At 73.4% G+C, this 20,435-nt stretch carries 19 protein-coding genes; 10 read left to right on the top strand and 9 right to left on the bottom strand.

Features of this window, described 5'->3' with window-relative positions:
• The first annotated feature begins 114 nt into the window (after positions 1-114).
• The 7 genes from FZ103_RS04080 (at position 115) to FZ103_RS04050 (ending at position 7,926) form a co-directional block, all read left to right on the top strand.
• Positions 115-2,025, top strand: a complete 1,911-nt coding sequence (locus tag FZ103_RS04080; protein WP_155998955.1) for a methylmalonyl-CoA mutase family protein — start codon at positions 115-117, stop codon at positions 2,023-2,025.
• Complete coding sequence (scpA, locus tag FZ103_RS04075; protein ID WP_155998954.1) at positions 2,022-4,250, top strand: methylmalonyl-CoA mutase; 2,229 nt, start codon at positions 2,022-2,024, stop codon at positions 4,248-4,250. The genes FZ103_RS04080 and scpA overlap by 4 nt, the downstream gene beginning before the upstream one ends.
• A 37-nt stretch (positions 4,251-4,287) precedes the next feature.
• Positions 4,288-5,358 (top strand): methylmalonyl Co-A mutase-associated GTPase MeaB, encoded by a 1,071-nt coding sequence (gene meaB, locus FZ103_RS04070; protein WP_155998953.1) that lies wholly within the window; start codon positions 4,288-4,290, stop codon positions 5,356-5,358.
• Between the two features lie 313 nt (positions 5,359-5,671).
• Positions 5,672-6,043, top strand: a complete 372-nt coding sequence (locus FZ103_RS04065; RefSeq protein WP_186355789.1) for an STAS domain-containing protein — start codon at positions 5,672-5,674, stop codon at positions 6,041-6,043.
• 121 nt (positions 6,044-6,164) lie between these two features.
• On the top strand, positions 6,165-6,803 hold the full coding sequence (locus tag FZ103_RS04060) for a class I SAM-dependent methyltransferase (RefSeq protein WP_186355788.1): 639 nt from the start codon (positions 6,165-6,167) through the stop codon (positions 6,801-6,803).
• A 45-nt stretch (positions 6,804-6,848) separates the two neighbouring features.
• On the top strand, positions 6,849-7,319 hold the full coding sequence (locus FZ103_RS04055) for an NUDIX domain-containing protein (RefSeq protein ID WP_155998951.1): 471 nt from the start codon (positions 6,849-6,851) through the stop codon (positions 7,317-7,319).
• Between the two features lie 295 nt (positions 7,320-7,614).
• Positions 7,615-7,926: a hypothetical protein gene (locus tag FZ103_RS04050; RefSeq protein ID WP_155998950.1), complete on the top strand. Its 312-nt coding sequence runs from the start codon at positions 7,615-7,617 to the stop codon at positions 7,924-7,926.
• 71 nt (positions 7,927-7,997) lie between these two features.
• On the opposite strand, the gene FZ103_RS04045 is transcribed toward FZ103_RS04050, so the two are convergent.
• A complete protein-coding gene (locus tag FZ103_RS04045) occupies positions 7,998-8,261 on the bottom strand; it encodes a DUF6504 family protein (protein WP_186355787.1) in 264 nt (87 codons plus the stop codon).
• A 310-nt stretch (positions 8,262-8,571) separates the two neighbouring features.
• On the opposite strand from FZ103_RS04045, the gene FZ103_RS04040 reads away from it, so the two are divergent.
• On the top strand, positions 8,572-9,204 hold the full coding sequence (locus FZ103_RS04040; RefSeq protein ID WP_155998949.1) for a TetR/AcrR family transcriptional regulator: 633 nt from the start codon (positions 8,572-8,574) through the stop codon (positions 9,202-9,204).
• 57 nt (positions 9,205-9,261) lie between these two features.
• On the opposite strand, the gene FZ103_RS04035 is transcribed toward FZ103_RS04040, so the two are convergent.
• The 4 genes from FZ103_RS04035 to FZ103_RS04020 all read right to left on the bottom strand — a co-directional run bounded on the left by FZ103_RS04035 (position 9,262) and on the right by FZ103_RS04020 (position 14,487).
• Entirely contained in the window at positions 9,262-10,257 is a 996-nt protein-coding gene (locus FZ103_RS04035) for a M48 family metallopeptidase (protein WP_155998948.1), read from the bottom strand.
• A 234-nt stretch (positions 10,258-10,491) separates the two neighbouring features.
• On the bottom strand, positions 10,492-11,226 hold the full coding sequence (locus FZ103_RS04030) for a DivIVA domain-containing protein (protein ID WP_155998947.1): 735 nt from the start codon (positions 11,224-11,226) through the stop codon (positions 10,492-10,494).
• 1,559 nt (positions 11,227-12,785) lie between these two features.
• Positions 12,786-13,382 carry a hypothetical protein gene (locus tag FZ103_RS04025; RefSeq protein ID WP_155998946.1) on the bottom strand — a complete coding sequence of 199 codons (597 nt, stop codon included), beginning with the start codon at positions 13,380-13,382 and terminating at the stop codon, positions 12,786-12,788.
• Positions 13,383-13,605: 223 nt separating this feature from the next.
• Positions 13,606-14,487 (bottom strand): N-acetylmuramoyl-L-alanine amidase, encoded by an 882-nt coding sequence (locus FZ103_RS04020; protein ID WP_255429749.1) that lies wholly within the window; start codon positions 14,485-14,487, stop codon positions 13,606-13,608.
• A 189-nt stretch (positions 14,488-14,676) separates the two neighbouring features.
• Here FZ103_RS04020 and FZ103_RS04015 point away from each other — a divergent pair, with 189 nt between their 5' ends.
• A complete protein-coding gene (locus FZ103_RS04015; RefSeq protein WP_155998943.1) occupies positions 14,677-15,036 on the top strand; it encodes a YkvA family protein in 360 nt (119 codons plus the stop codon).
• A 137-nt stretch (positions 15,037-15,173) separates the two neighbouring features.
• On the opposite strand, the gene FZ103_RS04010 is transcribed toward FZ103_RS04015, so the two are convergent.
• The 3 genes from FZ103_RS04010 to FZ103_RS04000 all read right to left on the bottom strand — a co-directional run bounded on the left by FZ103_RS04010 (position 15,174) and on the right by FZ103_RS04000 (position 18,541).
• Complete coding sequence (locus tag FZ103_RS04010; protein WP_155998941.1) at positions 15,174-16,445, bottom strand: ROK family transcriptional regulator; 1,272 nt, start codon at positions 16,443-16,445, stop codon at positions 15,174-15,176.
• Positions 16,446-16,736: 291 nt separating this feature from the next.
• Positions 16,737-16,940: a developmental transcriptional regulator BldC gene (gene bldC / locus FZ103_RS04005; protein ID WP_017600591.1), complete on the bottom strand. Its 204-nt coding sequence runs from the start codon at positions 16,938-16,940 to the stop codon at positions 16,737-16,739.
• A gap of 686 nt (positions 16,941-17,626) precedes the next feature.
• Positions 17,627-18,541 (bottom strand): hypothetical protein, encoded by a 915-nt coding sequence (locus FZ103_RS04000; protein ID WP_186355786.1) that lies wholly within the window; start codon positions 18,539-18,541, stop codon positions 17,627-17,629.
• A gap of 369 nt (positions 18,542-18,910) precedes the next feature.
• On the opposite strand from FZ103_RS04000, the gene FZ103_RS03995 reads away from it, so the two are divergent.
• Positions 18,911-19,168, top strand: a complete 258-nt coding sequence (locus tag FZ103_RS03995; RefSeq protein ID WP_155998939.1) for a DUF3073 domain-containing protein — start codon at positions 18,911-18,913, stop codon at positions 19,166-19,168.
• A gap of 161 nt (positions 19,169-19,329) precedes the next feature.
• Here the strand turns inward: FZ103_RS03995 and purM are convergent, their stop codons facing one another.
• Positions 19,330-20,385, bottom strand: coding sequence for a phosphoribosylformylglycinamidine cyclo-ligase (purM, locus tag FZ103_RS03990; protein ID WP_186355785.1), 1,056 nt, complete (start codon positions 20,383-20,385; stop codon positions 19,330-19,332).
• Between the last annotated feature and the right edge of the window lie 50 nt (positions 20,386-20,435).

Genomic DNA, 20,435 nt, shown 5'->3' with positions numbered 1-20,435 from the left:
AGATGTGGGCGGGTTCCCCGCCCTGTGCGGTTCTGTGCCGCCTCTTCGCCGATCCGTCCACAGGTTCGGACCCGCTTTGGCCGGAGACCGGTGCCGTTGCCTAACATCCGGAATATGGAAAAGCCGGAGAGCGGTCCGCAGACCGCGCAAGCGGAGGGCGCCGCCGAGCTCGCGTCGGCGGAGTTTCCCGAGGCCACCCCGGAGCAGTGGCGGCGACTCGTCGCCGGGGTGCTGAACAAGACCGGCGTGCAGGTCGGCGACGACGACCCCGAACCGGAGGCGGCGCTGGCCACCACCACCTACGACGGCATCCGGCTGCGCCCGCTCTACACCGCCGACGACGACCTCGACTCCGGCTACCCGGGCCTGGCGCCCTTCACCCGCGGCGGTCGGCCGCAGGGCGCCGTCACCGAGGGCTGGGAGGTGCGCCAGCAGCACCGCGACCCCCGGCCCGACCGCGCCCGCTCGGCCGTGCTCGCCGACCTGGAGAACGGCGTGGGCGCGCTGTGGCTGGTCTGCGGCGACTCCGGCATCCCGGTCGGCTCCATCGGCGAGGTCCTGGCCGACGTCCACCTCGACTTCTGCCCCGTCACCCTGGATGCCGGACCCGACTACGAGGCCGCGGCCCGCGAACTCGTGCGCGCCTGGAGCGATCGCGGCCTGCCCGCGAGCGCCGTCACCGGCGGGTTGGGCATCGACCCGCTGAGCCGGGCGGCCCGCACGGGTGAGGGGGCCGACCTCGACCGGGCCGCGGCCACCGCGGTCGGCTTCGCGCCGCGCCACCCCCGGCTGCGCCTGATCACCGCCGACGCCACGCCCTACCACGAGGCCGGCGGATCCCACGCCCAGGAGCTCGGCGCCGCCATGGCCGCGGGGGTGGCCTACCTGCGGGCGCTCACCGCCGCCGGCCTCGCACTCGACGACGCGGCACGCCGGCTGGAGTTCCGCTTCGCGGCCGACGCCGACCAGTTCGGCACGATCGCCAAGCTGCGGGCGGCGCGGGCGATGTGGGACCGGGTGCTGGAGGCCTGCGGCCTGGAGCCCGCCGCCCGCCCCGCCATGCACCAGCACGCGGTGACCTCGGCGGCAATGGCCACTCGCCGCGACCCCTACGTGAACATGGTGCGCACTACGCTGGCCTGCTTCGCCGCGGGCGCGGCCGGCGCCGACGCGGTCACCGTGCTCCCTTTCGACTCCGCACTGGGGCTGCCCGACGGCTTCTCCCGGCGTATCGCCCGCAACACCCAGACCCTGCTGGCCGAGGAGTCCCATCTGACCCGGGTCATCGACCCCGCGGGCGGCTCGTTCTTCGTCGAGCGGCTCACGGCCGACCTCTACAGCGCGGGCTGGGCGTTCTTCCAGGAGCTGGAGGCGGCCGGCGGCATGGCCGAGGCCCTGTCCGGCGGGCTGGTCGCGGCCAGGGTCGAGGAGGTGTGGCGGCGGCGCCGCGACGCCCTCGCCCACCGGCGCGATCCCCTCATCGGCGTCAGCGAGTTCCCGGACCTCGACGAGCCGCCCATCCGCCGCGAACCGCCGCCGGCGGCCGACACCCCCGCCGCCGGCACGGCGCTGCCGCGGCGCCGCTACGCCCAGGACTTCGAGGAGCTGCGGGACCGCTCCGACGCCCACACGGCCGCCACCGGGCGGCGCCCGCGGGTCCATCTGGCCACCCTGGGCCCCATCGCCGCACACACGGCGCGGTCCGCGTTCGCCGCCAACCTGCTGCGCGCCGGCGGGATCGAGCCCGTGGGCGGCGACTCCACCGGCGGCGCCGCCGAGGCCGCCGCCGGCTTCCGCGAAAGCGGTGCGCGCATCGCCTGCCTGTGCGGCAGCGACTCCCTCTACACCGAGCACGCCGCCGCGGCCGCCGCGGCCCTGAAGGATGCCGGCGCCGAGCTGGTGCTGCTGGCGGGCCGGCCCGAGACCGCGCCCGAGGGCGCCCCGGTGGACGCCTTCTGCTTCGCCGGATGCGACGCGCTCAGCCTGCTGGCAGACCTGCACGAGGCCCTGGGGGTGGCCCGATGATTCCCGACTTCAGCCGTATCGGCCCCGGCACCGCCGCCGAAGGCGAGGCCACCGCGGGCGGTCCCGGCGCCGCCGCGTGGGCGCGCGCGTTCGAGGAGGCCGCCGGCAAGAGCCCCGAGTCCCTGACCTGGGAGACGCCCGAGGGCATCGGCGTCAAGCCGCTCTACACCCCGGCCGACCGCGAAGGACTGGGCCTGGCCGGCCACTACCCCGGCGTGCCCCCCTACCTGCGCGGGCCCTACCCCACCATGTACGTCAACCAGCCCTGGACCATCCGCCAGTACGCGGGGTTCTCCACGGCACAGGAGTCCAACGCCTTTTACCGGCGCAATCTCGCCGCCGGGCAGAAGGGGCTGTCGGTGGCCTTCGACCTGGCCACCCACCGCGGGTACGACTCCGACCACCCGCGGGTCGCCGGCGACGTCGGCATGGCGGGGGTGGCCATCGACTCCATCTACGACATGCGCCAGCTCTTCGACGGCATCCCGCTGGACCGGATGAGCGTGTCGATGACCATGAACGGCGCGGTGCTGCCGGTGATGGCGCTGTACATCGTCGCCGCCGAGGAGCAGGGGGTGGCGCCCGAACAGCTCGCGGGCACCATCCAGAACGACATCCTCAAGGAGTTCATGGTCCGCAACACCTACATCTACCCGCCGCAGCCCTCCATGCGGATCATCTCCGACATCTTCGCCTACACCTCGCAGCGCATGCCGCGCTTCAACTCCATCTCGATCTCCGGCTACCACATGCAGGAGGCCGGGGCCACGGCCGACCTCGAACTCGCCTACACGCTGGCCGACGGCATCGAGTACATCCGCGCCGGCCGCCGGGCGGGCCTGGACATCGACGCGTTCGCGCCGCGGCTGTCGTTCTTCTGGGCCATCGGCATGAACTTCTTCATGGAGGTCGCGAAGCTGCGGGCGGCCCGCCTGCTGTGGGCGCGGCTGGTCAACGCCTTCGAGCCGCAGAACCCCAAGTCGCTGTCGCTGCGCACCCACTCCCAGACCTCGGGCTGGTCGCTGACCGCCCAGGACGTGTTCAACAACGTCGTGCGCACCTGCGTCGAGGCGATGGCCGCCACCCAGGGCCACACCCAGTCGCTGCACACCAACGCGCTCGACGAGGCGCTGGCGCTGCCCAGCGACTTCTCGGCGCGCATCGCCCGCAACACCCAGCTGGTCCTCCAGCAGGAGTCGGGCACCACGCGCGTCATCGACCCCTGGGGCGGCAGCCACTACGTCGAGCGCCTCACCGCCCAGCTCGCCGAGCGCGCCTGGACCCACATCAGCGAGGTCGAGCAGGCCGGGGGCATGGCCGCCGCCATCGACGCCGGCATCCCCAAGATGCGCATCGAGGAGGCCGCGGCCCGCACGCAGGCGCGCATCGACTCCGGTCGCCAGCCGGTCATCGGCGTGAACAAGTACCGGCCCGAGGCCGACGACGAGATCGATGTGCTGCGGGTCGACAACAGCCGGGTGCGGGCCGAGCAGCTGGAGAAACTCGACCGGCTGCGCGCCGAGCGCGACGACACCGCCGTGCGCGGTGCGCTGGAGCGCCTCAGCGCCGCGGCCGCCGCCGAGCCCGGCGGCGCCGGGCTGGAGAACAACCTGCTCGCCGCGGCCGTCGACGCCGCCCGCGCCAAGGCCACCGTCGGCGAGATCTCCGCGGCCATGGAGCGGGTCTTCGGCCGCCACGCCGGGCAGGTCCGTACCATCCAGGGTGTGTACCGCGAGGAAGCCGGGTCGTCGTCCGACGCCGAGACCGCCATGGCCGCCGTAGCCCAGCGCGTGCGCGCGTTCGAGGAGAACGAGGGCCGCCGTCCGCGCATCCTCGTGGCGAAGATGGGCCAGGACGGCCACGACCGGGGGCAGAAGGTGATCGCCACCGCGTTCGCCGACCTGGGATTCGACGTCGACGTGGGCCCGCTGTTCCAGACGCCGGCCGAGGTCGCCGCCCAGGCCGCCGAGTCCGACGTGCACATCGTCGGCGTCTCGTCGCTGGCCGCCGGGCACCTGACCCTGGTCCCGGCGCTGCGGGCGGAGCTGGCCGCGCTGGATTGCTCCGACATCCAGATCGTGGTGGGCGGGGTCATCCCGCCGGCCGATTACGACGCCCTCTACGAAGCCGGCGCCGCCGCGATCTTCCCGCCGGGGACCGTCATCGCCGAGGCGGCGCTGGGCCTGCTGACCACCCTCGAATCCGAGCTGGGCCACACGCCGTGAGGGGCGCCGGGGGCGGTGCGGCCGCCGGGGGGCGCCGATGAGCCGGCCGATCGACGTCGACGCCTACGCCGAGGGGGTTCTGGCCGGGCACCGTCCCACACTGGCCCGCGCGATCACCCTCGTGGAGTCCCGCCGGGCCGACCACGCCGAGCTCGCCCAGCAGCTTCTGGTGCGGCTGCTCCCGCACGCCGGAGGGTCCCGGCGCGTCGGCATCACGGGTGTTCCCGGAGTGGGCAAGTCCACGTTCATCGACCACCTGGGCACCCTGCTCACCGGGCAGGGCCACCGGGTGGCGGTGCTGGCGGTCGATCCCTCGTCGACGCGCAGCGGCGGCAGCATCCTCGGCGACAAGACCCGCATGGGGCGGCTGTCGGTGGATCCGCAGGCGTTCGTGCGGCCCTCGCCCACAGCGGGCACGCTGGGCGGCGTCGCCCGCGCCACCCGCGAGACCATGGTGCTCATGGAGGCGGCGGGGTTCGACGTCGTGCTGGTCGAGACCGTGGGGGTGGGGCAGTCCGAGGTCGCGGTGGCCAACATGGTCGACTCCTTCTGCCTGCTGACCCTCGCGCGCACCGGCGACCAGCTGCAGGGCATCAAGAAGGGCGTGCTGGAGCTGGTCGACGTGGTCGCGGTGAACAAGGCCGACGGCCCGCACGAGTCCGACGCCCGCAAGGCCGCGCGCGAGCTGTCGCGCGCGCTGCGGATGCTGCAGCCGGTGCACCCGGCGTGGCGCCCGCCGGTGCTGACGTGCAGCGGCCTGAGCGGCGACGGTCTGGACGACTTCTGGCAGGCGGTCGGCGACCACCGAAGCGCCATGGAGGAGGCCGGGGAGTTCGCCGAGCGCCGCGGCCGCCAGCAGGTCGACTGGATGTGGGCGCAGGTCCGCGACCGCCTGATGGACAGCCTGCTCGCGCACCCGCGGGTGCGCGAGGACGCGCCGCACCTGGAGGCCGGGGTCCGCGCCGGCGAGCTGACCCCCACACTGGCGGCCGATCGGGTCCTCGCGGAGTTCATCGGGGGGTACGCTCGGCCGGGGCACGAGCCCGCCGCACCCGGCGAGAAATCGGACGAAGCGCAGGATTCATCACATCCTCCGCGGACCCCGTGATCGAGGCGTTGAACATCGGACGTGAAACAGGCCACAATGGCGGCGCGTCTGGATTGCCCGATATGTGGAGAGAATAGTTCCGCGACGGCATTCCCGCCGAGCGGCAGGGCTAATACCGTATGTGGTCAAAGGCTTACGGGAACAGGGGGCCGTGACCCGGCGGCCCCGTCCGTCGGCGTCGGCCGCAGCACAGCGCGCTCGCGATCGGCCGCCGCCGCAAGGGAACGCGGATCGACCCCTACCGAAATCCGCTGTTTTCCGTAGGGTGAGCAAGGGGACCCCTCATCGACACGTGGGGCTGGGAGGAGTGAACGTGCACAGGCTTGGGCTGAGCACCCGGGTCGACAACCACAGCGTGATCGTGAGCGTCGAGGGCGACCTCGACATCGCGACCGCCGACGACCTCCACGAACATGTCCTGTCCGCGATCGACAAGCACGGGCCGTGGTTGATCCTCGACCTGACGGGGCTGGAGTTCATGGACTCCAGCGGCCTGAACGTCGTCATCAACGCCTACCGTGCCGTCAAGGAGCACGGTGGCAGCCTCGCGCTGGCCGCGCCGAACGAACGGGTGACCAAGGTCGTCCGCCTCGTCGGCCTGCACCGGCAGGTTCCGGTCCACAATTCCGTTTCGGCGGCGGTCAACGCCATGGAGCTGCTGGAGAGCAAGCAGCAGGCGGGGTGAGCCCCCGCCGTCCCGCCCCCATGGCCGCCCCGCCGCGGCGCGCAGCGGCGCCCCGGGTTCCCCGGGGCCGCCGCGGTGCCGCGCGCCCGAAACGCGCGCTGCGCTGACCCGGAGCCCTCCCGTGGATCTCTCGTGGAACCACAACGCCCACTACCACGACCATCTGCTGCGCCAGGTGCCCGACCACTGCGTGCGTGCACTCGACGTCGGATGCGGCATCGGCCGGTTCGCACGCCTCCTCGCGGGCAGATGCGCCCGGGTCGAGGCGATCGATCCCGACCCCGCCATGATCGAGCAGGCGCGGGAGCGCACGCCCCAGCGGCTGGGCGTCCACTACTCGTGTGCGGCCCTGGCCGACTACGGCATCGCGGCGGGCGCCTACGGCTTCATCTCCGCCATCGCCAGCCTGCACCACATGGACTTCGCCGAGTCGGTGCGGGCCATGGCCCACGGCCTGGCGCCCGGCGGGGTCCTGGCGATCCTCGGCCTCTACCGCGAGGAGACCCTGGCCGACTACGCCGTGAGCGCCGCCGCTCTGCCGCCGGAATGGGCGATCGGCGCCGGCCTGCGCGCCGCACGCGCCGCCACCGGGGTCGCCAGCCCCACCGCGGGCCTGCGCTCGCCCGTCCCCCTGCGCGAGCCCCGGATGAGCCTGCGCCAGATCCGCGCGGCGGCCCAGCGCCACCTGCCGGGCGCGCGTGTGCGGCGGCTGCTGTTCTGGCGCTACTCCCTGGTCTACACCCGCCCCATCCCGCCCTGAGCGGGGCCGCCCGCGCGCACGCCGCGCCTGGGTAGTGTCGATGCCATGCCCACACCCGAGTTCATCCTCCGCCTGCGCAAGCACGTGGGCCACGACCTGATCTGGTTGACCGGGGTGACGGCCGTGGTCATCGCGGAGTCGGGGGAGGTCCTGCTGCACCGGCGCGCCGAGGACGGCAGCTGGAGCACCCCCGGCGGCATCGTGGAACCCGGCGAGCAGCCGGCCGTCGCGCTTGTCCGCGAGGTGGCCGAGGAGACCGGTGTCGAGGTGGTGCCCGAGCGGATCGCCAGCGTCGTCACCGAACCGCCGTTCACCTACCGCAACGGCGACCGGGTGCAGTTCATGGACGTGGCCTTCCGCTGCCGCCCGGCGGGCGGACACGCGCGCCCCGACGAGGAGGAGTCCCTGGAGGTCGGCTGGTTCGCCCCCGACCGGTTGCCTCCGATGAACGACCGGATCATGCGCCGCATCGCCCACGCCCGCGAAGACGGGCCGGCGTTCTACGTCGAACCCTAAGCCGCGCTCAAGAACGCGGGAGCGCGGCTTTCCAGGTACCCACCGACCACCCGGGGCGCCGCCGTCTGGGTTGCGGCAGTGGGTGCGCCTCGCGAAGCGCGGTCGGCCCGCCCGTCAGCCCGCCACCGCTGAGCATTGGCCGATGGCGGGCAGGCACTGCGCCCGTTTCAGTCCCATCGCCCGCGGCGTCGGCGGTGCGCGACTTCTTGACCAAGGCTCAGCTTGCCGGCGCCCTGGTCGCGATGCCGTCAGGGCGCCCCTCCCGCCCGTCGGTGGCATGGTGGATGCTGGAGGCATGAGCAGCGGACCGGCGGACAAGGAGCCGGCGGCGGGCGCGGACATCGAGCACCTGGCCGCGGTCCTGGCGCGCCGGCGGCGGGAGCTGGCGGGCGGCAGGGCCACCATCGGCTCGTCGTCGGTGGTCCACGCCGTCGAGGACGCGGTCTGGGTGGGCGTACGGGTGCCGGCGGTCGTGTGCCGGGCCGCCGCCGACCCGCTGCGCCTGCGCCCGGCCGAGGGGCCGGTGACCTGCCGCCGCTGCCTCAGAAGGGCGATGGCCGGACGCGGCACCCGCGTGGCCCAAGGGCAGACCGAGCTCGACGTCTGAACCGGCCGCACGGCCGCGTCCGCGGCGCGCCGCCCGAGCGGTTCGCCCGAGCGGCGCGACGGGTTCGCGCCTCAGCCCCACAGGCGGCGCATGGTCCAGTCGCCGGTGGCGGCGTCGCAGGTGAGATCGGCGATGCCGAGCTCGCCCTCGGGAGACTCGGCGGCCACGCGGACCAGCCGTACGTCTGCGGCCGCGGCCCGGGCACCGGGCTCGTCCGGCGGCGACCACGCGCCGATGACGCGCCGGACGCGGTAAGTGCGGTCGCGCCAGGCGAAGAACGCCGGGTGGCCGCCGGTGGTCGATCGGACATCGATCCGTTCGTTGTAGAGACTCACCCGGGCAGTGTATCGAACACCCGTTCGAATCGGGATCGGGGGCGCGGCGTGTCGCGGCCGTCCACCACCTTAGGATCGCGGCCGTGCCGCCGCCCGCGCACGCGCCGCCGCGCAGGAGGATCGGATCGCGTCGAGGCGGCGATGGCCTGCACGGTTTCCGTTCTGCGCGGCCTCGGTCGACCGCGTGTTCTCGGCGTGTCGCGCTGCGGGCGGGCCGCCCCGTGCACTCGGGCGCCCGGCGACCGACCGGATGGTATGTCTATGCTGGAACCGGCTCCACGACGCGGCAGACCGGAAGACGGGAAGACGCATGCAGAACACGGACGGCCGCAAGCGGTCGGCGACCGCCCCCGACCGCGGCACGGCGGTCCCCGACCGGCTGCTGTCGGCGGCCACCCGGCTCTTCGCCGAGCAGGGCTTCGAACGCACATCGGTGCAGGAGCTGGTCTCCGCCGCCGGGGTGACCAAGGGGGCGATGTACCACTACTTCGCCTCCAAGGACGATCTGCTCTACGCCATCTACCAGCGCGTGCTCGCCATGCAGATGGAGCGGCTGAACGGGTTCGCCGGCGCTGAGGGGCCGGTGCGCGAGCGGCTGCGCCAGGCCGCGATCGACGTCGTGCACACCACTGTGGACAACCTCGACGACACCCGGATCTTCTTCCGGTCGCTGCACATGCTCTCCGCCGACCGGCAGATCGCCGTGCGCAAGGAGCGCCGCCAGTACCACGAGCGGTTCCGCGCCATGGTCGAGGAGGGCCAGCGCCAGGGCGTCTTCCGTGCCGACGTGCCTGCCGACATCGCCGTCACCCAGTACTTCGGCGCCGTGCACCACCTCAGCACCTGGTACCGCACCGGAGGCGCGCTCACCGGCGGCGAGGTGGGCGCCTACTTCGCCGACCTGTTCCTGGCCGGTCTGAGCCCGGTCGAGTCCGCCGATTAGGCCGCGAGGCTCACCGGCCCCGTGCTCCCGCGGCCCGGGCGGCGCCGACGGGCCGGCTTAGAGGAACACCCGGCCCGGGCGTGTCCTGTCGCGCAGGGCCGCCATGCGCTTGGTGTTGGCGGGCCGGCTGGAGAGCAGGTTGTACAGGAGCAGGAACGGACCTCTGTCGGTGCGCGCCCGCTCGGCCATCTCGCTCATGTTCACCTGCGCGTACAGGTGCGCCCCTCCGGCGAGCATGCGGATCGCGTGCACCCCCTCGGGGCAGTGGGCGTGCGCGTGGTTGTCGGCGGTGTACTCCATCGCCCGCGACAGCGAGGCTCCCAGCACGGGCACCGCCCGGCCCGCCGCCGTCGCCGCGCGCAGCCAGAGGGCGGTGTGGCCGGCGGCGATGTGGCCGAGCTGATGGGCGACGACGAAGCGCAGAGCATCGGGGTCGCGCAGGCGGCCGCCGCTGTCGAACAGGTCGCCGGAGACGACGACGTAGCCGCGTCGGCCGTGTCCCGCGGCCCAGCTCCGCGGGCGGTCCGCGGCCGGATGCACGTAGGCGTCGGGAGCGCAGGCCAGGCCCATCTGAGCGCTCAGGCGGCGGATGGCGTGGTGGGCTTCGGGGAACTGCGTCGGCGAGATCCGGACCGACTGCGCCCGCTGCTTCGCGTGCTGCAGCCCGCCCTCCGCCCAGCAGCCGGCCGGGACGCCGGCCAGCACGAGTCCCGCCGCCCACACCGCGGCCCCCTCGCCCGTCAACAATGTGTGGATGACCGCGGCGAGCAGGCAGGCGGTCACCGCGGCGGCGGCCGCTGCCAGCGGCCACTCCCAGGGGTGCCGCGCCACGGGCGCGAACTCGGTCAGGGCGGCTCCGCCGACCCGGGCCCCCGGATCAGCCGGCGCCCGAACGGAGCCGGTGCCGACCCTCGCCGGGCGCAACTGCGGCTCGCGGCGGGGAAGCGCGGCCGCGGCCCGGGCCGCCGCGGTGTGCGGCGTCCGCGGCCGCGCGGCGGAACGTAGCGGCTGCAGGCGGTGCGGACCGCCGTCGGAGGCCGCGGTGTGCGTCATGGTGCTGCCCTCCTCCGTACTGCCGTGCAGGCCGCGACACGCGTGTGCGCGTCAAGTTATCGCATATTACTTTCTGTATCGGATGGAAGTCGCGGAGATTTGGGCGTGTCCGGAGGGTGGATCTTTTCGGCGCGACCGATTCGGCGGACCGGCGGAGCGGGCAGTCGGCGGGGCCAGAGCGCGGGAGCGCGGCGGTGCCGTCTCCGCCGCCGCGCTCCCGTGCCCTGGCCCGGATCATTGCGCGCCTTCGTAGTACCGGAACTCCTGGGCGAGGAAGTCCAGGAACGCGTCGACCTGGGCCGGGTCGTAACCGGGGCGCGCCCGGGTGGTGGAGAACTTGACGCGGTCGACCGCGGCCGCGGTAAGCGGCGCGTTCTCGCGGCGGCCGTGCATCAGGGCCTCCAGCGTGGCCTCGGCGCTGTCGAGGAACGCGTCGACCTCCTCCTCGTTGTATCCGGTGGTGAGCCGGGTGGTGGAGAACTGCTGGTTGCGGATGTCCTCCGGGCGCAGCGGCGGGCGCCCGCCCTGCGCCGAGGGCGGCGGCCCCGTGGGCGGCTGGGACGGCGGCGGCATGGGAGGTCCGGGAGCCACCGGACCGTACGGGTCCGGCGGCCCGTAGTTGCCGGGCGGACCGGGCGGCGGCTGCGCGCCGTAGGGGCGGGCGGGAGGGGGCCAGGCGGCCTCGGAAGGGCGGGCCAGGCCGTGCGAGCGCAGGTCGGCGGCGATGACGTCGAGGAAGTTGTCGACCTCCTCCTCGTCGTATCCCGGACTCAGCCGCGTGGTCCGGAACTTGGCGCCCTCCACCTCCTCGGCGGTGATCGGCCGCCCGCTGCGAGGACCGCCCTGGAGGCCGGCGATCGTGGCCTCGACCCGATCGAGCAGCGTGTCGACGTCTTCCTCGTTGTAGCCCGGGCGCAAGCGGACCGTGTTGAACTGCTTGTTGCGGATGTCGGCCGGTGTCAGAGGCATGGGTACATTGTGCCGATTCCGCGCCCGGACGTGGGTAAAGGCTCCCCGCCTGTATCCGCCGGTAACAGATCCGGTGCGCCATGCCTTGACAAAGCGGTCCTCCGTAAGGGCACCGGCGCCCGGGTCGTGGCGCCGCATGTCGGCGCGCCGCAGGTCACCGCGGTGGACGGCCGGAGGCCGGTGGCCGCACGGCCGGCGGGGCGCGCAGCCGCGCGGCAGTCGGCCGACCGGTCGGTCCGCGGCCGGGGCCGCCTCCCGGAGACGACGCGGGCACGCCCGGGCGGGGGGTGAACCGCCGTACTCCACGGAATCCGCATCCCGTCGGCCGGGTCCGGCCGAAAGCGTCCGGCGTGTCTCCACCGTCCCGAGCGGGCAGGGCGGACGCCGGCCGAGGGCGCCCGATGAGCGCGGGGCGCATCGAGCGCCTGTGCCACGCCTGCGGGGAGGCGACAGGGTGGCCCCCGCGCGCGGCTTCCGCACGTTCGCGGCCGTTCGACCGCGTCCCCGCCCGTAGGGGTACGTAGCTCTGCCGCAAGCAGGGACCCGGCTCGGACAGGAGCTGCGTCCTGTTTAGGGAGTCGGTCACCACAGGAGGTTGCGGCAATGGGGCTGGATTGCGCGACTCCCACCCGTCACCCGCCGCCGCCCCTAACGGAGGCGCTTCGCGCCACGTACTTGTTCTGCGCCGGCTTGCCGCCGAGCGCACGGCGCACCTTTGCGCCGGAGGACCGCCACCCATGGCACAGCTCCACCCGCCAAGCTCAGCGTGCGCTCGGCGGCAAGCTGCGACCGCGCTACGCGAGGCGCGCCCATTGCCGCAACCTTGATGGTGGCCGCCCCAGGTGGTGCCCGGGGGGTTCCTGGCAAGCGGCGCCCCCGTCGTTCTTAGACGCGGCCTACGTCCTGTTTAGGGAGTCGGTCACCACAGGAGGTTGCGGCAATGGGGCTGTGATGCGCGAAGCGCTGCGCGCCAGCTTGCCGCTGAGCGGCGGTGCACTTTCGTGCCGGAGGTCCGCCACCCATGGCACGGCTCCACCCGCCAAGCTCAGCGTGCGCTCGGCGGCAAGGAAACACGTGACGCGAAGCGTCTCCGTTGGGGTGGTGGCGGGCTGACGGGCGGGCCGCGCTAGGCGAGGCGCGCCCATTGCCGCAACCTTGATGGTGGCCGCCCCAGGTGGTGCCCGGGGGGTTCCTGGCAATCGGCGCCCCCGTCGTTCTTAGACGCGGCCTACGTCCTGTTTAGGGAGTCGGTCACCACAGGAGGTTGCGGCAATGGGGCTGTGATGCGCGAAGCGCTGCGCGCCAGCTTGCCGCCGAGCGGCGGTGCACTTTCGCGCCGGAGGTCCGCCACCGGTGGTGCGGCTCCGCCCGGCAGGTGCAGCGTGCGCTCGGCGGCAAGGAAGCACATGGCGCGCAGCGTCTCCGTTGGGGTGGTGGCGGGCTGACGGGCGGGCGTATCGCGCTACGCGAGGCGCACCTATTGCCGCAACCCCGATGGCGGCCGCCCCCGTCGGTACCCGGTGGGTTCCGGAAAGCGGCGCCCCCAGCCCCCGCCGTTCTTAAACGCGACCCTGGCCCTCCGCTGGTTCAGCCCGCTCCAGTTCGGCGCAGAGGGTGTCGACGGCGAAGTCCACTTGGCCGGTGTTGTAGCCGCGGAACGTCTTGGGCAGGGCGGCGCGGCCGCGGCGGAGGGCCTCCGCCGCGGTGCGCGCGGCCGAGTCGTCCGTGCCTCCGCTGAGTGCTTCCCGGAGTGCGGCGAGGCCGGAGTCGACCAGCTCAGTGGCGGCGCGGGGGTCGTAGCCGCGTGCGGCCCGGTCGAACTCGAACTCCCACGTCCGGGGGTCTGCCCACTGCTGGGCCCCGCCCTCGGCCCAGGCCGCGGACAGGCGCTCCAGCAGCCGGTCGTAGGCCGCCCGGACCTGGGCGCGGTCGTAGCCGCGCAGGACCACGTCGAACTCGGCGCGGTCGCGGGCCTCCGCGGGACTGAGGGCGCCCGGCGTCCCCGGAGCCGCGATGCTCCGCTGCATCGTCTCCAGCAGGGCCTGGACCTGGGCGCGGTCGTAGCCGCGCAGGACCACGTCGAAGTCCAAGGGGCCGTCGACCGCGTCGGGGGTGTCCGGTGCTGCGGGAGGGGAATCGGGGGATGAATCAGTCATTGCGCAATTATCGGGCACTGCGGGCGCTTCCGCTTCCCCGCCGCATGCGGCCATCGCGCCCCGGCGGGCGTTCCCGCTGGACAGGCCGGGTGTCCGGAACCGGTCAGCGGGTGCGGGCCGCAGCGGGAGCCGCCCGCGGCGGGAGGCGGCCTCCTCGGGCCCCCGGTTCGCACCGCGCGGTGTCCGGGCCGACTGCGCGGCGCCGCGCCCGCGTCGCCCCGCCTCACCCCGCGTCGGCCTGGCCGGCCGCGCCGTCCTGCTGCTCCTGGAGGTAGCCGCTGATACCGGCGGCGACGGCCTCCGCGGCCTTCTCCCGCCACTCGGCGTCGGCCATCCTGGCGGCGTCCTCGCTGTTGCTCATGTTGCCGGCCTCCAGGAACACCTTCGGCACGTCGGAAAGGTTCAGCCCGCCCAGGTCGGTGCGCTTGTCCAGGCCGTCCTCGGCGATGTAGTCGGCCCGCGGCTGGCCGGTGCCCTCCTCGAAACCCTCCCGCAGGTGCAGCGCCAACTGGTAGGAGCGCTCGGCGATGTCGTCGGTGTAGCCCTCCAGCACGCCCGGTGCGATGACGTGGAAGCCCCGGCCGCTCGACGGGCCCCCGTCGGCGTGGACCGAGATCGCCGCGTCGGCGCGGGCCTCGTTGCCGATCTGGGCGCGCTCGGTGATGCAGGGGCCGACGCCTTCGTCGCTCTCGCGGGTGAGGACCACCTCGGCGCCCTGCTCCTCCAGGTGATCGCGTAGCCGCCGCGACAGGTCCCAGTTGAAGGCGTGCTCGGGGTACCCCGCGTCGGTCTCGGCGCCGACGGTGTCGCAGGCCTTGCGCCCGTGCCCGGCCTCGACGAGTTCTCCGATCCGGTCGGGGGCGTCCTCGTTGCCGCCGTTGTGGCCCGGGTCGATGACGACGGTCGTGCCCGCCAGCGGACCCTCCGGCGCGGCGGTCTCCCCCGTCCCGTCGCCGGAGCCCCCCTCGCCGGGCGCCGCGGGCGCCGATGCGTCGGCGGAGGGCGGCGGGGCGGCGGAAGGGTCGGGCGGGCCGCCCCCTGCGACCGCCGAGCAGGCGGGCAGAGCCAGGACGGCCGCCGCCACAAGGGGCGCGATTCGCGGCATCGTCCCTGCTGCTGCGGTTCTCGTGCGCATGATGGTCCGAGGCGTCCTTGCGTCGGGGGTGGGAGCGCTGACCAACCTAGCCGCTCCGTGGAACTTTTTCCGCCCCCGGACGCGTCATATCGTGAGTAGGGCGGCGGTCGGGCCAGCGTGCCCGGATCGCCGCCGCCGCACCGAGCCGAGGTGAAGTCAATGCGCAAGAGCAATCGCGCCGCCGCCGGGGTCGCGGCTTGGCAGGCCGTGCAGACCAGCGCGCGGCCGGGCACTCCCGGACTGGCCGAACGCGCCGCCGCGCTTCCGCGCATGCTGTGGTCGCGCCTGCGCGGGCGCTACGACGGACTGACGGTTCCCCGGTTGCTGATGTTCCTGCTGGGGATCGCCTACGTCGCCTCTCCGATCGATCTGGTGCCCGAGCTGTTCGTGCCGGTGCTGGGTCTGGCCGACGACGTCGGTGTGGCGGTGTGGCTGGCCACGAGCCTGATGAGCGAGTCCGAGCGCTTCCTGCAGTGGGAGGGGAGCGACGGCTACGTCCAGGGGCGCGTCGTCGACTGACCCGCCTACCCGCGCCGGGTTCCGCCTGGATCCGCGTCAACGGCGACCGGTACCGGTGGGGCCACGAACGGAGGCGGCGTCGTCCACCGCGACGCCGGGCCGGACCGGGACCCCGACCCGTGCCGGTGCGCCACCGGTCAGGAGGCTCCCTCGTCGGCCGCCGCGACACCGCCCGCTCGCGGCGGGGGCAGCGGCAGCCGCCCGCTCTCCATGGCGTCGACCATCGCCACCGCGCCGCCCCGCGCGGCCGCGCTCAGGCCCAGCGCCGAGGTCTCGACCAGGCACCCGCCCGCCTCCGGCGCGAACGCCAGTTCGCGCACCGCGGCGCGGCAGGAGGGCAGCAGCCAGGGCGCCAGCGGGACGAAGTAGCCGCCCAGCACCACGGCACCCGGGTTGACCAGATTGACCAGGGTCGCCGCGCCGCGCCCCAGCCAGGCGCCCGCGGTCTCCAGGGCGTCCACGGCGACGGGATCCCCGCTGTCGGCACGCTCGACCGCGGTGTCGACCAGGTCGGCTAGGTCGGCGCGGGTGAGCGCGCTGCCGGGGAAGCGGTCGGGCAGCGCCGCGCGCAGGATCGCCTCGATTCCGGCCAGCGCCTCCAGGCAGCCGTGCCGACCGCAACCGCACTCGGGGCCGTCCTCGACCATGCGCACGTGCCCGATCTCGCCGGCGAACCCGGCCGAGCCGCGCAGCAGTTCGCCGTTCATCAGCACGCCCGCCCCGATGCCCACCTCGCCGGTGATGTAGACGAGGTCGCCGGTGCTGGCGAGGTGGCCGCCGCGGTACTCGGCGACCGCGCCGAGGTTGGCGTCGTTGTCGACCAGGACCGGCAGGGGCGCCAGGCCGCCTCGCTCCAGCAGCTCCTCCAGGCGGGCGCGCAGCGGGGTGCCGCGCCAGGCGAGGTTGGGTGCGCGGGTGACGACGCCGGCGGGGGAGTCGACCAGGCCGGGCACCGCCACGCTCAGTCCGATGAGGCTGCGGCGGCGCAGAGCGGGGTCGGCCGCCACCGACTCCACCGCCGCCGCGATGCGGCGCGCGCAGGCGTCGGGACCGGCCGAGCGGGCGTCGAAGGCGATGTGCCGGGTCACCAGGTCGCGTTCGAGCAGGTCCACGGCGACCACGGACAGGTAGTCGACGTTCACCTCGACGCCGATCGCGGCGATCGTCAGGTCGTCGAGCGCGAGCATCACGCCCGGGCGGCCGACCCGGCGCTCGGCGGACTCGCCGGTCTCGCGCAGCAGGCCGCGGGCGATGAGGTCGGCGACGAGGCTGGAGACGGTGGTCTTGTTCAACCCCGTCGCGGCGGCCACGGCGGCCCGCGAGCAGGGGGCCAGCGTACGCACGGCGCGCAGTACCACGCCCAGGTTGGTCTCGCGTACGTCGTGGAATCCGGTGGGGCGGGCGCGCATGTCCTTCACTCCCTCCGCCCCCCTCATGGCTCGGAACGCCGCCGCCGCGCCTTCGCGACGGTGCGGCGGCGCGGATCGGCGACCTCCGGTTCATCCGAGAACATACCGACAGCTCCAGTGCGGCGGCAAAGCTCCCCCACCCCTGAACAGCGGGGACGACGCGGGCGACGTGCGGGCCCGAGCGTGCACCGCGCATGCGAAGGGCGGGCCGCGCAGCGGCCCGCCCTCAGTCTCCGAGGAGCGCTGAGCCCCCCGGTCGATCCCCCCGGATACGGCACAAGCCGGGGGAGATCACTCCGTGCGCTGGTTGGGGATGCCGGCCAGCAGAGCGCGGACCTCGGTCTCGCGGTAGCGGCGGTGGCCACCCAGGGTCCGAATCGAGGTCAGCTTGCCCGCCTTCGCCCAGCGTGTGACGGTCTTGGGGTCCACGCGGAACATGGTGGCGACCTCGGCAGGGGTCAACAGGGGCTCCGCCTCGGGCGTGCGAGTTGACATGTGTACGGCCTCTCCTCCTGGATCTGTGTGCCGATCCTGAGCCTTATCCTGGCACTTGGCCCGGATGTCCAATATTGCCCTCGTAGGTCTATATTGGCATCACCCGAGGTGATTACGCGACCACTTACCGCGACTTTGTCGGATGGGAGGTCCCAAAGCCGCCCATGGGCCGCGTCACGCTGAGTGATTCTAGCGACACGTTTAGTGGCATGTGGCGTATTCGGTCAAAACTTCGTTCTCCGGCCCTGTTTTTCTCGATCCGGTGAACCGGAAGTGCTACAGAGGGTCGGACTGAAACCCGCAGCGCGGCGCCTGGCAGGTGTCGGCGCCCCGGTCGTGGCCAGGTCTTTCACGGGTGCGGGCGGCGCAGTCGAGGTACGTGTCTTCTCTCATCGACGGCTCTCCCCTGTCACGTACATCCTCGGTGTGCCCCGGGTTTCCGGTTACGCAGAGTGCAGTGTGTGACCGGCTCGACACAGTCTATGTCGATCTCTATGCACTGGTATGCCCAGTTTCGTCAATGTTGATGTCGACTGTGAACCTCGTCCTGACATATCCGCCTGTCAGAAAGCGATAGACCGACCGCACTGGGTGAGAAACCTGGCCGCCAGGTTGGCGCCCGGCGTGGCGGCGGGCCCCTGAGGCGCGCGTGAGCGACGTGACCGGCGCCGACCGGCCCGTGACCCTCAGTTGGCGTGCTGCAGGGCCTGGATCTCCTTCCACCGCTGAGTCACCCGCTGGTACATGGCCGCCGCGAGCTCCTCCTGGCCGGTTTCCAGGCCGCTGAGCGCCGCGGCCACCTCGGCGACCGACTGGTCCCGCCGCAGCTCCTCGTCGCCCACCAGGTGCACGAGTCCGCCGTAGTCCAGCTCCAGCAGCGCGCGGGGGTGGGCCACCCCCAGGAGCCAGTCCTCCAGCCGCTCGGCCGCCGACAGCGCGGAGCTCTCCCCGACGTGCTCGCGCAGGACGGCGATGGCGCGCTCCAGCCGGCGCCGGGCCTCGGGCATCCGCGCGACATAGAGCAGGGTCCGCGGCGCGGCGCCCTGCCCGCCGGCCGGATGGCGGGCGCGCGTGGCGCCCTGCTCGGCCGCCGCCTCGGCCGCGTCGGCCGGCTGCTCCGCGCCGCCCAGCACCAGGCAGCGCTCCTCGGGGTCGAAAGGAGCGAACCAGGACATCGGCACGGTCCAGGTGCTGGTGAGGATCTGGGTGCGGGTGGGTTCGCCGCGTTCGCGCCACTGCTCGAAGCGCTCCTCAGCGGACGCCGCGACAGGTTCGGGCATGAAGGCGGGGCTCAGCCGCGCCGGGGTTTCGGCGCGGAAGTCCCGCAGCCCCAGCCACGACCGCAACCGCGTCTGCCACGGGCAGATGTAGACCTCTCCGTCCAGCCGCCGCACATAGGCGTCGCCGCTCTCGCGTTCGGGGACCGGGATGGGCGGGGTGGCCACCAGGCGGCGCAGGCTCTCGCTGTGCTCGGCCGCAACCGCCCCGCTGCGCCGGGGCCTCCGCGACGACGCGGCGTAGGCCCTCCAGTAGGCCTTCTCGCGGTTGGAGAACGCGATGAGGGGCTGGTAGACGCGGAGATAGGCGGTGTAGGGCAGCACGCAGGCATCGTGGCACAGATCCAGGTAGGCGGCATGTCGCGGCGCGAACCGGGAACAACCCTCGCGCGCGGAGGCGTTGGCACCGGTGAGGGCGCAGGCTCCGGGCACGGTTGGACCCCGGCGCTCCTGGGCAGCCGTCACAGCGGCGGCACGGGCGGACACGCCCGGGCAGCCGGACCCGCCGACCGCTCGCCTCGCGCGGCTCGTTAGGCATGGGCGGCGTAGGCAGGTAGGGCCCAAAGCGGGTACGGTTGTATCCGTACGTAAGCTGGCGCCTGTCGTCAGTGCGGTGACGGCCGTCAGCCCGGCATTGCGGTTTTGCTAGTGATCTGGGGTTTGTCCGAACCCAATCGTTGAGGGGGTCGAGCCATGGGGCGCGGCCGAGCCAAGGCCAAGCAGCAAAAGGTCGCTCGGAGGCTGAAGTACAACTCCGGCCACACCGACCTCGAACAGCTGCGGGCAGAGCTGGGTGTCGCTGAGGATGACGGGGCAGCGGCGAAATCGCCGGACCAGTCCTACGAAGACCCTTACGACGACCTGGTCGACCGTTATGCGGACCTCGCCGAGGAGTATCCCAGCGGCGACAAACCGGCGGAGGAGTCCGACCGCTCGGACAGCCTGCGCTGATCCGTCGCATCGGGAACCTGCGACATCCGCATGACCGGGTCTGCTGAGCCCGCTGATACGCATACTGTGCTTGCAGTGCTTATAGACGTAGCCGGTTCGCGCCGCCGCGGTGGCGCGGACCGGCTACGTTTTGCGCCTCGGTCCGCCTCCGCCGCTCCCCCTCAGGCATAGGCGCCCTCCAACCGCGCCGTTCCGCTTCCGGCCTCGATCGAGCCCGCGCGCCAGGCGGGCACGCCGCGCTCCTCCAGCAGGTCGAGCGCCCGCTGCGCCGATTCGGCGGGCACGACGGCCGCCATGCCGACCCCCATGTTGAACGCGGCCTCCATGTCGGCCTGCGCGAGTGATCCGCGCTCGGAGACGAACGAGAACACCGCCGGCGGGGTCCAGGTCGCGCGGTCGACGACGGCGTCGAGCCCCTCGGGCACCGACCGCGCCAGGTTGGCGGCCAGCCCGCCGCCGGTGATGTGGGCGAAGGCGTGCACCTCGGCGGCCTCGGCCAGGGCCAGGCAGTCACCTGCGTAGATCCGGGTGGGCGTCAGCAGCTCCTCGCCGAGTTCGGCGCCGAACTCGGCGACGCGGGCGTCCAGGCGCAGCCCCGCCTCGTCGACGACCCGGCGCACCAGCGAGTACCCGTTGGAGTGCAGGCCCGAGGAGGCCATCGCGATGACCGCGTCGCCCTCGCGGACCCGCTGCGGTCCCAGCACCGCGTCCTCCTCCACGATCCCGGTCCCGGCGCCGGCCAGATCGTACTCGTCGGGCCGCATGGCCCCCGGGTGCTCGGCGGTCTCGCCGCCGATGAGCGCGCATCCCGCCTGGCGGCAGCCCTCGGCGATGCCCGCCACGAGTTCGGCGATGCGCTCGGGCACCACCTTCCCGCAGGCGATGTAGTCGGTCATGAACAGCGGCTCGGCCCCGCATACCACCAGGTCGTCGACGACCATGCCCACCAGGTCCAGGCCGATGGTGTCGTGGCGGTCGCAGCGCTGGGCGATGAGCGCCTTGGTGCCCACGCCGTCGGTCGAGGTGGCCAGCAGGGGCGCGCGGTACTTGGCGGTGTCGAGGCGGAACAGCCCGGCGAAGCCGCTGGGATCGGCGACCTGCTCCGGGCGGCGGGTGCGCGCGACGTGCTCCTTCATCAGCGCGACCGCGCGGTCGCCGGCTTCGATGTCGACGCCGGCGGCCGCATAAGCCGGCGTGGTGTTGGCACCCTCTGCCACGCGATACCTCTCAGCTCGTTGCACTCGTGTGGGCGGCGGAGCACTCGGGC

This window comes from Streptomonospora sp. PA3, assembly GCF_009728995.1.
Lineage (GTDB): Bacteria > Actinomycetota > Actinomycetes > Streptosporangiales > Streptosporangiaceae > Streptomonospora.
Note: the sequence above shows the minus strand (reverse complement) of the source record. Positions and strands in the feature narration are given on the sequence as shown.

Excerpts from the sequence above, each read along its gene's own strand:
- FZ103_RS04010 (WP_155998941.1), bottom strand. The coding sequence starts at position 16,445 with ATGCGCGCCCGCCCCACCGGATTCCACGACGTACGCGAGACCAACCTG.
- FZ103_RS04040 (WP_155998949.1), top strand. The coding sequence starts at position 8,572 with ATGCAGAACACGGACGGCCGCAAGCGGTCGGCGACCGCCCCCGACCGC.
- FZ103_RS04035 (WP_155998948.1), bottom strand. The coding sequence starts at position 10,257 with ATGACGCACACCGCGGCCTCCGACGGCGGTCCGCACCGCCTGCAGCCG.
- FZ103_RS04080 (WP_155998955.1), top strand. The coding sequence starts at position 115 with ATGGAAAAGCCGGAGAGCGGTCCGCAGACCGCGCAAGCGGAGGGCGCC.
- FZ103_RS04015 (WP_155998943.1), top strand. The coding sequence starts at position 14,677 with ATGCGCAAGAGCAATCGCGCCGCCGCCGGGGTCGCGGCTTGGCAGGCC.
- FZ103_RS04055 (WP_155998951.1), top strand. The coding sequence starts at position 6,849 with ATGCCCACACCCGAGTTCATCCTCCGCCTGCGCAAGCACGTGGGCCAC.
- scpA (WP_155998954.1), top strand. The coding sequence starts at position 2,022 with ATGATTCCCGACTTCAGCCGTATCGGCCCCGGCACCGCCGCCGAAGGC.
- FZ103_RS04025 (WP_155998946.1), bottom strand. The coding sequence starts at position 13,382 with ATGACTGATTCATCCCCCGATTCCCCTCCCGCAGCACCGGACACCCCC.
- bldC (WP_017600591.1), bottom strand. The coding sequence starts at position 16,940 with ATGTCAACTCGCACGCCCGAGGCGGAGCCCCTGTTGACCCCTGCCGAG.
- FZ103_RS03995 (WP_155998939.1), top strand. The coding sequence starts at position 18,911 with ATGGGGCGCGGCCGAGCCAAGGCCAAGCAGCAAAAGGTCGCTCGGAGG.
- FZ103_RS04030 (WP_155998947.1), bottom strand. The coding sequence starts at position 11,226 with ATGCCTCTGACACCGGCCGACATCCGCAACAAGCAGTTCAACACGGTC.
- FZ103_RS04050 (WP_155998950.1), top strand. The coding sequence starts at position 7,615 with ATGAGCAGCGGACCGGCGGACAAGGAGCCGGCGGCGGGCGCGGACATC.
- meaB (WP_155998953.1), top strand. The coding sequence starts at position 4,288 with ATGAGCCGGCCGATCGACGTCGACGCCTACGCCGAGGGGGTTCTGGCC.
- FZ103_RS04020 (WP_255429749.1), bottom strand. The coding sequence starts at position 14,487 with ATGCCGCGAATCGCGCCCCTTGTGGCGGCGGCCGTCCTGGCTCTGCCC.